The sequence below is a fragment of the Robbsia sp. KACC 23696 genome (assembly GCF_039852015.1).
Taxonomy (GTDB): Bacteria; Pseudomonadota; Gammaproteobacteria; order Burkholderiales; family Burkholderiaceae; genus Robbsia.
Window position 1 is genome coordinate 349,130 of sequence record NZ_CP156626.1, and the last position, 13,144, is coordinate 362,273.

General features: G+C 63.8%; 9 protein-coding genes and 2 pseudogenes. 5 read left to right on the forward strand and 6 right to left on the reverse strand.

The features are described 5' to 3' along the window. The first annotated feature begins 8 nt into the window (after positions 1-8). A complete protein-coding gene (locus ABEG21_RS01360; protein WP_347555511.1) occupies positions 9-680 on the forward strand; it encodes an SDR family oxidoreductase in 672 nt (223 codons plus the stop codon). Between the two features lie 31 nt (positions 681-711). On the opposite strand, the gene ABEG21_RS01365 is transcribed toward ABEG21_RS01360, so the two are convergent. The 4 genes from ABEG21_RS01365 to ABEG21_RS01380 form a co-directional block, all read right to left on the reverse strand. Continuing rightward, positions 712-1,428 (reverse strand): SDR family NAD(P)-dependent oxidoreductase, encoded by a 717-nt coding sequence (locus tag ABEG21_RS01365; protein WP_347556565.1) that lies wholly within the window; start codon positions 1,426-1,428, stop codon positions 712-714. A 146-nt stretch (positions 1,429-1,574) separates the two neighbouring features. Continuing rightward, positions 1,575-3,179, reverse strand: coding sequence for a hypothetical protein (locus tag ABEG21_RS01370; protein ID WP_347555512.1), 1,605 nt, complete (start codon positions 3,177-3,179; stop codon positions 1,575-1,577). A 127-nt stretch (positions 3,180-3,306) separates the two neighbouring features. After that, the gene (locus ABEG21_RS01375) at positions 3,307-4,275 is read right to left on the reverse strand and encodes a glycosyltransferase family 2 protein (protein ID WP_347555513.1); all 969 of its coding nucleotides are present in this window, start codon (positions 4,273-4,275) and stop codon (positions 3,307-3,309) included. 321 nt (positions 4,276-4,596) lie between these two features. Beyond that, positions 4,597-5,523: a LysR family transcriptional regulator gene (locus tag ABEG21_RS01380; RefSeq protein ID WP_347555514.1), complete on the reverse strand. Its 927-nt coding sequence runs from the start codon at positions 5,521-5,523 to the stop codon at positions 4,597-4,599. Positions 5,524-5,631: 108 nt separating this feature from the next. Here ABEG21_RS01380 and ABEG21_RS01385 point away from each other — a divergent pair, with 108 nt between their 5' ends. The 4 genes and pseudogenes from ABEG21_RS01385 to ABEG21_RS01400 form a co-directional block, all read left to right on the forward strand. Next, positions 5,632-6,576, forward strand: a complete 945-nt coding sequence (locus tag ABEG21_RS01385) for an AEC family transporter (RefSeq protein ID WP_347555515.1) — start codon at positions 5,632-5,634, stop codon at positions 6,574-6,576. Positions 6,577-6,757: 181 nt separating this feature from the next. Then, the gene (locus ABEG21_RS01390) at positions 6,758-8,950 is read left to right on the forward strand and encodes a TonB-dependent siderophore receptor (protein WP_347556566.1); all 2,193 of its coding nucleotides are present in this window, start codon (positions 6,758-6,760) and stop codon (positions 8,948-8,950) included. 40 nt (positions 8,951-8,990) lie between these two features. Further along, positions 8,991-9,530: pseudogene (gene pnuC, locus ABEG21_RS01395) on the forward strand (nicotinamide riboside transporter PnuC); the annotation flags it as partial. Between the two features lie 165 nt (positions 9,531-9,695). Next, positions 9,696-10,817: pseudogene (locus ABEG21_RS01400) on the forward strand (phosphotransferase); the annotation flags it as partial. Positions 10,818-10,917: 100 nt separating this feature from the next. On the opposite strand, the gene ABEG21_RS01405 reads toward ABEG21_RS01400, so the two are convergent. Together ABEG21_RS01405 and cysW are read right to left on the reverse strand one after the other, a co-directional pair. Then, on the reverse strand, positions 10,918-12,102 hold the full coding sequence (locus tag ABEG21_RS01405) for a sulfate ABC transporter ATP-binding protein (protein ID WP_347555516.1): 1,185 nt from the start codon (positions 12,100-12,102) through the stop codon (positions 10,918-10,920). An 8-nt stretch (positions 12,103-12,110) separates the two neighbouring features. Further along, positions 12,111-13,079 (reverse strand): sulfate ABC transporter permease subunit CysW, encoded by a 969-nt coding sequence (cysW, locus tag ABEG21_RS01410; protein ID WP_347556567.1) that lies wholly within the window; start codon positions 13,077-13,079, stop codon positions 12,111-12,113. Positions 13,080-13,144 lie beyond the last annotated feature (65 nt).

The following is a 13,144-nucleotide window of genomic DNA, read 5'->3' on the forward strand; positions in this document are numbered from 1 at the left end:
GTCCTTTCATGCATTTCACCGACGACACCGTCTCCCTCGTCGTAGGCGGCACCAGCGGTATTGGTCGCGCCGTCGCGCAAGCACTGAGCGAGCGTCCGGGCAAGGTAGTCAGCGCCAGCCGCCGCAGCGGTCTGGACGTCAAGGATGCCAATGCGATGGCGCGCTATTTCGCGGCATTGGGCCCGATCGACCACCTCGTGATCACCTCCGGTTCGCAAGCGCCGGGTGGCAAGATCGTCGACCTCGACCTGCAGGCCGCCAAGGCGGCGTTCGACGTCAAATTCTGGGGGAGTATCGCCGTGGTGCAGGCGGCCGCAAAAACCATTCGGCCGGGTGGGACCATCACGCTGACATCGGGTTTCCTGGCGCGCCGCACGGTGCCCGGAACCTTTGTGAAGACGGCGATGAATGCGGCGCTCGAAGCGACCGCGAAAATGCTGGCGCGGGAACTGGCGCCGCTCCGCGTCAATATCGTCAGCCCCGGACTGACCGACACCGAGTCGCACCACGGCATGGATCCGAGTGCGCGGGACGCGATGTTCGAACGCGCCGCCGCGAGCCTGCCCGTGGGCCGCGCCGGTCGTCCGGAAGATATGGCAGCCGGTTATCTGCTTGCGATCGATAACGGCTTCATGACCGGTGCCGTGATCGATATAGAAGGCGGCGGCCTCATCAACTAAGTCCGGGTTTCTCGCCCAACCTGCCATCTCTTCACCAGGGTACGGTCTTTCCTTCGCGATCCAGGTATCGCAGGCCCGGCTTGCCTTGTTGCGACAGCAGCGTGCCCACGATATCGGGGACGGTCTCTTCCAACGTGAAGGCGGCGCTGGGGCCGCCCAGTTCCGTGCGGATCCATCCCGGCGCCATCAAGACCAAGGCGTGCGGATCGTCTGCGTGACGCGCGGCATAGCTCCGCATGAACATATTCAGCGCGGCCTTCGTGGCGCGATAAATATCGCGCATGCCATTCGTGTTGTTCGCGATGCTGCCTTGACCCGAGGACATGATGCCGATCAGTCCGTCGGCGGTCACGACATGCCGCAGGCTTTCGATCACGCGCATCGGGCTTAACGCATTGGTGATCATCGTGTGCGTGAAGTCTTCCGTCGACACGTTCGCGACAGTGTCGTCGGGATTGGCGTTCGTGGTTCCCGCATTGACGAACAGCATCTCGACGCGACGTCCGGAGAAGCGCGCGCGCAGCGCCGCGATCTCCTCTTCGCGCGTGATGTCGAGCGAGGCGATTTCGACGCGTCCGGCGTGCGTTTCGGCCAAGTCGTGCAGACCGGTCCGATGCGTGCCGCGCACCGTTCCGATCACGTTCCAGCCTTGTTTCAGGAACTCGGCGGCCATGGCATGGCCGATGCCGCGCGAGGCGCCGACGAGGAGGACGGTTCCGACTGCATTATTTTCGAGCGTGCTTGGCATCATGACTCCTTCGATAGAGGGGATCAATCAAGCCTAACGCAAGCGCTCGGAGGGCGCCAGACGCACCAGATGCATCTTATCGTTGCACGAGACGCGCTGTCAGCGGCGCGGATGTCGCCGCACCGTCGATTACGTCCGCACGCTGCCTAGCGGGCAATCCCCGCGACGTCGTTCTTATTGGCATCGAAACGCAGCAGCTCGATACTGCCGAAATTCCAGCTCGTGACCGGCTGTCCACGATCAGCCTCCAGCGCGGAGCGCACGAGGTCGGGATGACCGCGTTCGACGGCGGTGCGACGCGCGAACCAGACCGTTTCATGTCCGCTGATCAACGCCTTGATACGCGGGATGTCCGACGCAATCACCGCAGGCTCGCCCTTGTTGCTGCTCAGATAGTCGCGCGGCATATTCAGGGCCGGGTAGTCCGCCGGAATCTGGATGGCCGACAGTGCATCGTGGAAGCGATGCGTGTAATAGTTCAAGCCGACCGCCACCTCGTTCGGATAGATCAGCAGCACATCGTCTTTGCGCACTTGCTGCATCAGCGTCTGTTCGACCTTGCGCAGATTTTCGGTCGGCTTCACGAAATAGGATCGCGCGCCCAACAAGGACAGGATCACGACGACGGCAAGCACCAGATGGCGCCGCCATGCGACCGTCGAGACGAAGGCGATGCCGACAGCCGTCAGCACGATCATCGGCGTCATCATCCACGCCATCGTACGCGTGACGAAGATCGGCTTGAACAGATAGGACACTACGAATAGCAGCGTCATTGGCAGGAAGATCGCGATGACCGCATGCAATACCAGTGGCCCCCATGCGCGTTCGGCCCGATATAGCCGCACGGCGCCGTAGACCAGCAGGAGCAGCACCGGTATCGAGGCCAGGCGGCCACCGGTCGTCAGCGTCAACGGCCAGGCGAGCATTGCCGGCGAGATCTCCGCCCAGAATGCGGAATGGACCGTGCGCGACTCTTCCAGAAGGATCGGCACGCACGGCGCCCAAATCAGCAGCGCCAGGAGCAGCGGTTTGACGACGGCCCACAGGAGCGCGATGCGCTGACCCTTTCCGTACAGCACGATGACTAAGCCCATGGCCAGCCAATCGGCCATGATGATGACCGGGCTCGTATTGTGGAGCCACAACGTGATGCCGGCACAGACGCCCAGGCCCAGCCAGATCGTCAGCGTACTGGGCCGGTGGTTCGCGACAGGCGCCAATTCGGGCGACCATGCGCTGCTCGCCACCGCCTCGGCGTTCAGCTCCCCGCGGAACGCGAACAGGCGCTGGAGGTAAAGGCAGGAGAGCAGCAACATGCCGGCGCAACTGAGGCCCTGTAACGCATAGGGGCGCGCCTGTTGCGCGTACTCGATGCTGCCGGCGTTGATCGCGAGCAGCCCGCCTGCGATCAGGCCGATATATTCGGCGCGGGCGCCGGGCTTGATCCAGCGGGGCGCATTCGCGGCCAGGGCGATGGTCGCGACGCTGGCGATTACGGACAAGGTTCGCATCGCCGCCTCGCTGCTGCCGACGACGCCCATCCACAGTTTCAGGATCGAGTAGTAAAACGGCGGATGCGTCTCGTATTGCGGCGTCGTATGCCAGAGGTCGTGCCAGCTCAGGCTGGAGAACCAGAAGCTATAGGCTTCGTCGGTCCAGAAGGAACGACTGGAAAGCTCCGGCAAGCGCATCGCCACGGCGAGGGCGACGATCGCCCACACCGCGGCGGTGAATTGCCGACTGTGCACGCGCGGCAGCGGTACGGCGCTTTCCGTTCGACTTGTCGATAGAGGGGGAATGTCCGTCGGACCCTCCGCCGGCGCGGGCATTTGCGCCTGGAGTGAACGGGACCCTAGAGATTGCGCGTTTTGCGCATCAGCCGCGTGGACGTTGTTCATAGCGTCGTTTGACGAGGTAGATTGGCCGGCGTTTAGATTCGAAGTAAATCCGTCCAACGTACTCGCCCAACACACCAATGCCGATCAGTTGCATGCCACCGAGCATCAGTACGACGGTGAGAATGGACGCATAACCAGGCACTGCCACACCGAATACCACGGTGCGTGCTATCAAGAAAAACGCATACAAAAACGCAAAGATGGCGAAGACGACGCCGAGATACGTCCACACGCGCAAGGGCAGCGTGCTGAAACTGGTGAAACCCTCCAGGGCGAAATTCCACAGACGCCACCCCGAGAACTTGCTGTCGCCGGCCACCCGTGCCTCGCGCGCGTATTCCACCGTCGCGGTGGGATAGCCGACCCATGCGAACAGGCCTTTCATGAAGCGCCGTGTCTCGGGCAATTGCGTCAATGCATCTACGACCACGCGCGAAATCAAGCGGAAGTCGCCGACGTTCTCCGGGATCGGCACGTCCGACAAGTGATTGTGCAAGCGGTAGAACATCGCGGCCGTCTTGCGCTTCATCATCGAATCGGTGCTGCGGTCGGCACGCTTCGCGACGACGACGTCATATCCTTCGCGCCATTTCTCGATCATCAGCGGGATCACGTTCGGCGGATCCTGCAGGTCGGCATCGAATGGCACGATGACATCGCCGTGCGCTTCGTCGAGACCGGCGGACAGTGCGGATTCCTTGCCGAAATTGCGCGTCAGATCGATGACCACCACGCGTGGATCCGCTGCGGCATACGTGAGCAGTTGCTGCAGCGTCGTGTCGCGGCTGCCGTCGTTGATGCAGACAATCTCGAAACGAAATTCGCTCAGCGCTTCCAGTTGCGGCAATACTGCGGCGAAAAAAGCATCGATTACTTCGCCTTCGTTATAGAACGGTACGACCAGCGACAGCAATGGCTTGTGAATGGGATCAAGCTCCCGGGGCATCAGGAGCTGCGGGGCCACTCCAGGCGGCAGGAAAGAAGGCGTGGTCATCGCGTTGTCACCCATGGGTCACAGAGGAGAAGCGGAGCAGTGAGCCGTCCGACGGACGAAAACGTCGCACTTTACGCGACCGACGAGACAAATCTGTAAAGTGGCTGAGACAGCTTACACACTTCGGCGCAATTCAGCATACGACGGATCAAAATTCGGGATGCTGAATGGTTGCGCCGCAAACGGGCGCAGGCAGGACGACGGGATCGGCGTCGGTCTCTGTCGACGGGTCTTTTTAAACGACCGTTTCACGACGGATCATGCCGGAATGCGTCAGGGCCGATTATCACCCGAAACGATGGCGCGTGGCATGCCGTCGAGCGCAAGAAACGGAGCGAGGCAAGGGTTGCGATTGGTCGGCGACCAGACGAGGATCTGCTCGATCGTCGGTGCGTCGGCAAGCGCCCGAAAAACCACCCCGGGCAAGGCTGCCTTGCGCATCGAGTCCGGCACGAGTGCGACACCGACATCCTCATCGACGAGACTCAGCACCGTTTGCTGCAACTGGACCTCGAAGCGCACCGTCGGTTCGAAGCCGCCGGCGCGGCAATGCGTGACGATCGTATCGCGCAACCGCGGCGCGACTTCCGTCGCGGCCAATACGAAGGGCTCGCCGGCCAGTTGCGCGATCTTCAGCGACGGCGCCGGATTGGTGCCGCATGCGCTGCTGGCAAGCGGATGGTTTCGTCCGAGCGCGACGCAGAGCGGCTCGTCGACGACCACGCGTGCGACCAGACTGTCGGGCAAGACCTGTTGGAACATGATGGCCGCATCGATCTGACCGGAGAGCACCTGTGCGGCCAGATCGTTCGATACCACTTCGCGCAGGCGGAGCGAGACATCCGGATGCGCGGCACCGAACGCGCGCGCAAAACGGGGCATGACGCTGTATGACGCGCACATGGTGAAGCCGATCGACAGCGCGCCGAGGTCGCCGCGGGCCGCCGCCCGCGCATTTTTCGCGGCCTGTTCGATCGATGCCAGGATCGCGACGGCGTCTTGATAAAACCGTTCGCCGGCAGCCGTCAGGGTCACGTTGCGCGGTTCGCGATCGAACAAGGTCACGCCGAGCGTGGTTTCCAGCGCCGCGATCTGGCGGCTCAGCGGTGGTTGCGATAGATGCAGCGCCGCGGCCGCCCGGCCGAAGTGGCGCGTCTCGGCCAGGGCCACGAAATACCGCAGCGGCTTCACGTCGATCATGATGCGAAAAAGGTATCAAAGTGAAAGGAAATCGATATTGGATTGTATCAATTCAGCGGATTATGCTCGCGGCTGTCCTAATATTCCAAGCTCTTGCCGCGCGCCCCGATGTTGACTACCGTTGAAATACTGCTGCCGATCTTCGCGCTGATACTGGCGGGCTTCCTGTGCCGAAAACGCCGGATCATGGGGCCCACCGCGGCGTCGGAGCTGAATAAGGTTGTGGTCTGGCTGGCGCTGCCGGCCTTGCTGTTCGATGTGATGGCGCACGCCACCTGGACGCAAATGGACCAGCCGGCGTTTATCGCCGCCTTCGCGCTCGTCGCCGTGGCGATCTTTCTGGTGGTGCTGATCTGGCGGATGCGGGCTGGCCGGCATCTCGCCGATGCCAGTATCGACGCGATCGCCGCCGCCTATCCCAATACCGGCTATATCGGTTTCCCGCTCGGCATGGTGCTGTACGGGGCCCAAAGTCATATGCTGGCGACGATCGCGACGATTATCGTCGCCTGCGTGTTGTTCGCCGGCGCGATCGTCCTGATCGAGATCGGCGTGCAAACGGAGCGTCAGCCGCTTAAATTGGCGTGGAAGGTCGTGAAGTCGCTGGCCAAGAATCCGCTGATCGTTTCGCCGATCGCCGGCGGGCTGGTGGCCGCCGTGCATCTGAGCGTGCCGCAGAGCGCGGAGATGTTCCTGAAGCTGCTGGGCGACGCGGCAAGCCCCTGCGCGCTGATCAGCCTGGGCCTGTTCCTGGCCGAGGACCGGCCCTCCGGGCGCCTGCGTCCCACCACCGTCATTCTCGTGGCGCTGAAACTGATCGGCCAGCCGCTGCTGACCTGGTGGATCGCCGGGCATTGGTTCGGCATGTCCGGCGATCTCCTCGGCATCACGGTCATGCTGGCGGCATTGCCCACTGGCACCGGGCCCTTCATGCTCGCCGAATTCTACAAACGCGAAGCGGTGGTGACGTCCCAGGTGATTCTGCTTACCACCGTGTGCTCCCTGCTGACTTTGACGGTCTTGCTCGTGGCGATGGGGCACGTGCCGCACTGACGCCACATATTGCACTGCAGCGAAGCTGTCGCGGAATTTACGGATCGTCCGGCTGCCGTTACTATGCGCCACGGTTCGAAAATATGTGGGACAGATGAAAAAGACGCGCGCGGCTGTGTTTTTGGTATCGCTGGCGGGGGTGCCGGTCGTACCGACGATGGTGGGCCTCTCCTTGACGGCAATGCCGCATATCGTGCTGGCCCAGGCGGTGGTCGATGCCAGGCCCGCTGCCGCGCCGGCTTCCGCCTCCGCGCCATCGGACGCTGCCACGCCTGCGGCCACCACCGCTAGCGATAAAGCGCTGCCCGCGGTGACGGTGACCGCGCCCGGCGCCGGCAGCGCTACGACGGCGGATCGCTACCGCGCGCGGACGTCCTCGATTACCGGCAGCGATGACGCGCCTTTACGGGATACGCCGGCATCGGTGACCGTCATGACCTCGGCGCTGATCGCGGACCAGCAGGCCAAGCGGCTCAGCGACGTGCTGCGCAACGACGCCTCGGTCGGCAATGCCTACGCGCCCGTGGGCTATTACGAGGACTTCACGATCCGCGGTTTTCCGATCGACCTCGCCAGCGCGATCAAGGTCAATGGCATGGCCGCGTCCGGCGAGCAGCAATTCGGTCTCGAAAACAAGGAGCGCGTCGAGGTGCTCAACGGTCTGGCCGGGATCGAAAGCGGCGTGGTCGCGCCGGGCGGCATCGTTAATTTCGTCACCAAGCGCCCGGAGAACGTCCAGAGCGTCACCGTCGGCACGGACAGTCGCGGATCGACGTCTGCCGCCGTCGACCTAGGACGGCGGTTCGGGCAGGACAATGCGTTCGGCTTCCGCGTCAATGCGGCGCAAGAAAACACGCACTCCTATGTGGACGGCGCCAACGGCCGCCGCACCTTCGGCTCGGTCGCACTGGATTGGAATCTGACGCCGCGCGCCAGCCTGCAGCTGGATGCCGAGTTTCAGCAATTGACGCAGAAATCGGTGTCGGGCTATCAGTTGCTCGGCGGCACCGTCGTGCCGTCCGCGGCCTCGACGAGCAAGTTGCTCGGCACCCAGCCGTGGGCCAAGCCGACGACCACCGATGCGCTGAACCTGAATGGTCGCTTCGACTACCAGTTCAACGACGACTGGCGCGCCTATGTCGCCGTCAGCCGCAGCCGGACGATGATCGACGATAACGTCGCCTTCGCCTATGGCAACAGCGACGGGTCGTCGCCGTATTTCTTCGGCACGAACGGCGATTTCGATGTCTACGATTTCCGCAGTCCCGGCGAATACCGGCGCAATGACGAAGTCCGCAGCGCCTTGGTCGGCAGCGTCAATACCGGGCCGGTTCGGCATGATCTATCGGTCGGCATCGATATCCAGCGGCGCATCGTCAGCATGTCGACGGCGGTCAACGACTATGTCGGCAGCGAGAATATCTATGGCCCGGACCTGACGTTCGATCCGTCGCCGAATCAGGCCGGTCCGTCCTATCCGCAACTGGATGCCTGGCAATACGGCGTGTTCGCGACCGACAAAGTGTCGATCGGCCCGCATTGGCAAGTGCTGGGCGGCGGTCGGGAGGTGTTCCTGCGACAGCGTAGCTGGAGCGATATCGATACGGCGGCCACGCATACGGACCGCACGACCTTCCTGCCGCAACTGGCGGTGGTCTACAAACCGATCACGCCGGTGTCCGTGTATGCGTCGTATAGCAGGGCCTTGTCCCTGGGCTCCCAGGCGCCGTTCCGTGCGACGAATGCCTATGCTTTCCTGCCGCCGCTGATGTCGACGCAGTTCGAAGGCGGCGTCAAATACGATTGGCGTGAGGCCTTGAGCGTGGGCCTCTCGGTCTTTACGATCAACAAACCGTTCGAATTCGCGGCACCCGACGACAGCGCCGCCGGCTACACCTTCGTTCAGCACGGCACGCAGCGCAATACCGGCGTCGAGCTGAACGTCTCGGGCCGTGCGAGCCGCGACCTGACGCTGAACGGCAGTCTGGCCGCGATCCGCGCGCGGGCCTCGGGGACCGGCACCGCCGATTACGAAGGCCATCAGGTCATCAATGTGCCGGCACTGCGCGCCACGATCTATGGCGATTACGCGGTGCATCCGCTTCCGGGCCTGCATCTGCTGGGCGGCGTGGTGTTCAGCGGCAGCAAGACGGCGAACGAAGAAGGCACGGCTAGCGTGCCCGCCTATTTCGTGTTCAATGTAGGCGCACGGTATGAGACTCGTATCGGCGGACATCGAACGACGATCAGGCTTGCCGTCGACAACCTGTTCAACAAGTATTATTGGCAGGATGCGGGCGAACAACAGGGCGATGCCTATCTGTTCCTGGGCGCCCCGCGTACGGCACGGTTGTCCTTGACGTACGATTTCTGAGGACCGCCGCCGTCTCGGGCAGGCAAGAGTAGGGATCACGATGTCACCAATTGAAATCGCCGGCGTGCTGGTCAGCGCGCTGGCAGTCTGGTTGACCGCGCGTCGTCATCGGGCGTGCTGGCCGGTCGGCCTGCTGTCGGTCGCGCTGTATGCCTGGATCTTCCGCGACGCCAGGCTGTATTCGGATATGTTGCTGCAGGGCGCCTTTGCCGCCATGCAGCTCTACGGCTGGTGGCAGTGGCGCCATCGGGACGGCGCTCAGGTCGACGACAATCGTGTCGATGTCCGCGTTCCGAGCTGGGGTCTGCTGTTGTCCGGCTTGGGTATCGGCGCCGCGGGCAGCGCCGTGCTCGGACTGATCATGTCGGTCTGGACGAACGCCGCCGTGCCGTGGTTGGATGCGCCATTGTCCGCTTTCAGTCTGGTCGCGCAGTATTGGACCGCGCGCCGTTTCATCGCTTCCTGGCGTCTCTGGGTCGTGCTCGACCTGATCTATGTGGGTATGTTCCTCTACAAAGACCTCTATCCCACCGCGTTGCTCTATGCCGGTTTCGTCGTTTTGGCCGTGATCGGGTGGCGCAGTTGGCGACGCGTGCTGATGCGCGGCGCGCATGTCCCATCGGCACCGTCGCCGAGCGGCACGCGTGCCGTCGGACGTGCGGCGGCCGGTCGGGCCCCGAACCTCGTCGGGGAAGCCGCCGCCGAACCGGCTGGCCCTACCGGGCGCCCCTTCGGCCAGTCTGGCCAATTTGGCGTCCACGGGCAGCAGGCCGAGCGCGACTGGCCGCTGATGATCGTCAGCGAACTGGCGAGCGTGTTGTCGTCTTACCGGATCGCCGGTGAAATCGACGTCATCTCCTGGCATAGCCCGCGCCCCTTCGCGGCGGCGGCGCTCGTTACGCTGACCACCGGGGAAACGGTGTTCGTAAAGCGTCATCACGAGCGGCTGCGGGACGTGGCGGCGTTGGCGGAGGAGCATCGCTTCATCGCCCACCTGCATCGCCAAGGTTTTCCGGTGGTGCAGGTCCTGGGCGATCGCCTGGGACGCACGGCGATCCAGATCGGTGAATGGACCTACGAGGTCCATGGCGTCGGCGATGGCGAGGATCTGTATCGCGACGTCATGTCCTGGGAGCCGTTCGCGCGCGTCGAGCATGCGTTTGCGGCGGGCGCCGCGCTGGCGCGCCTGCATCGTGCGGCACGCGGCTATGATGCGCCGGCTCGTCCGCCGCGTCTGCTGCTGTCGAGTTACCAGGTGATCGGCGCGTCGGCCTTGCTGCCGGCACTGGAGAATTGGGTCGCCGCCCAACCCTTGTTGCAGCAGGCCTTGGCGATGCGGCCCTGGCGCGAGGAGATCGTCGCGGCGATCGGTCCTTGGCACACGCAGTTCGTCCCGCTATTGGAAGCCGAGGGCGCGCCGGCCGCGCCTGGCCTGACCCCGTTGTGGACGCACGGCGACTGGCATGCGTCGAACCTGTTGTGGTCGAAGGGCGGCAGCGTCAGCGGCAGCGGGGCGCCGGGATCGTCCGTCCCCGATGTCGGGACGGTGCTCGACTTCGGTCTCGCGGACCGGACCTGTGCGGTGATGGATCTGGCGCTGGCGATCGAGCGCAATACGATCGAATGGCTGGTGCAGTCCGATGCGCGACCGGTTCATCTGGACCAGATCGATGCATTGTTGGGCGGCTATCACCGCGTGACGCCGTTGACCGAGGCGGATCTTGCCGCGATAGTCGCGCTATTGCCGATCGTTCATACGGAATTCGCGCTGTCCGAAGTGGGCTATTTCGCTGGCGTGCTCGGCCTTGCCGAAGCCGCTGCCGTTGCCTACGACGACTATCTGCTCGGGCACACGCGCTGGTTCGGCACGCCGTACGGTGCCGCTGTACTGGCCCATCTGCGCGCCTGGCGCGGACCCGCAGGCAGCTGAGCGCCGGGGGCCGACGCGTCGCCAGCCTCGCGCGCGCTTAGCTCTCAGCCGTTGCGGGGCTGCCGATATCGATGGTCCTGTCGCCAACGAAGACCCGTGCGCGGCGCGGCGACAGCAGCACTTCCTCGTTTTCCTGCAACTGGAGATCGAGGAACTGCTGGGCCGGCAATTGCGCTTCGATGACGGCGATGCCGGCACCGGCGCCCGCCGTCGGTGCCATTCCAACCGTCTCCGCCCGCGCGAGCAATTCGAGCTTGGCCACCGCGCCGATCACCACGGCGCGGCTGAAGAGCGCCGAAATGCCATGATGGCCGGGGGACGGACGCGAGATGACGAAATCGTGCGGTCGGATAAAGGCATCCGCTTCGCCGGTCGCGGGCAGGGCCGCCGAAGCCGGTGCCGACGCGCTGTCACCCGCGGCAGCGTGCAATGACGATGGCGCGTGGAAGGTATATTCGCCCAACTGGATCTCACCGTCGCGCGCCGTGCCCTGGAAGCGATTCGCATCGCCGAGGAAGCCATAGACGAAGGGGCTGGCGGGCCGCTGCCACACATCCAGCGGCGAGCCGCTTTGTTCGATACGGCCGCGATTGATCACCACCACGCGATCGGCTACTTCCAGCGCTTCTTCCTGATCGTGCGTGACGAAGATGCTGGTGACGTTGAGTTCTTCGTGCAGGCGTCGCAGCCAGCGGCGCAGCTCCTTGCGGACCTTGGCATCGAGCGCGCCGAACGGTTCGTCGAGCAGCAAGACCTTCGGCTCCACGGCCAGCGCGCGGGCAAGGGCGATACGCTGTCGCTGACCGCCGGACAATTGCGACGGATAGCGATCGGCCAGCCAATCCAGTTGCACCAGCTTCAACAACGCATGCACTTTCTCGCGGATATCGGCTTTCGATGGCCGCTCGCTGCGCGGACGGATCTTCAAGCCGAACGCGACGTTGTCGAAAACGGTCATATGCCGGAACAAGGCATAGTGCTGGAACACAAAACCTACCTGGCGCTCGCGGACGTGGACGTCGGTGCTGTCCTCGCCGGAAAACAGGATCTGCCCGCTATCGGGCGTTTCCAGTCCCGCGATGATGCGCAGCAACGTGGTCTTGCCGCATCCGGACGGCCCGAGAAGCGCAATCAGCTCGCCTTGCGCGATATGCAGGTTGACGTCGTTCAGCGCTTGGAAATCGCCGAAGCGCTTGTTCACGTGTTGAACTTCGATACTCATCGGAAACCTCAGGCACGCCGATTGGCGCGGGAAACATCGGAAGCAGCGGCGCCGTGCGCGGCCGCCCCACTCACATTGGCGTGGGCATCGACGACGACATCGGTGCCCGGATGCTCGCTGGGCAGATCGGCCAGCCGCTTCATCTCGCGTTCGTGGCGCCATTCCACCGCGGACTTGATCAGCAGCGTGACGAGCGCCAGCAACGCGAGCAGCGATGCCACCGCGAAGCCGGCTTGAATCTGGAATTGGTTATACAGAATCTCGACCTGCAGCGGGATCGTGATCGTCTCGCCGCGCAAATGGCCCGAGACCACGGACACGGCGCCGAACTCACCCATGGCGCGGGCGTTGGCCAGAATCACGCCATACAGCAGGCCCCATTTGATATTCGGCAAGGTCACGTGCCAGAACGTCTGCCAGCCGCTGGCGCCCAATACGATGGCCGCCTGTTCCTCGTCGCTGCCCTGTGCCTGCATCAACGGAATCAGTTCGCGCGCCACCAACGGCAGGGTCACGAAGGCGGTGGCCAGCACCACGCCCGGCACGGCAAAGACGATCTGGATATTGTGGTCCATCAGCCAGGGGCCGAGCCAGCCCTGCGCCCCCAGCACGAGTACGTAGGACAGGCCCGCCACCACTGGCGATACCGAGAACGGCAGATCGATCAAGGTGATCAGCACGGCCTTGCCGCGAAACTCGAACTTTGCAAGCGCCCAGGCTGCCGCAACGCCGAACACGACATTCATCGGCACGCTGATGGCGGCGGCGAGCAGCGTCAATTTGATCGCGGACCACGCGTCGGGATCGGTCAACGCGCTGAGATAGGCGCCCACGCCCTTACGCAACGCCTCGACAAAGACGGTGAGCAGCGGCAATACCAGAAATAGCGCGACGAACAGCAGCGCGATGCCGATCAACAGACGACGCACCCACGGCGCTTCCTCGGTGCCACGCCGAATACGTGCGGTTTGCGACATGTGCTGCTGGTTGCGCGGCGTGGGCGCGCCGGGCGGGCTGGCGGGCCGTTGTGGCCGGCTGGTCG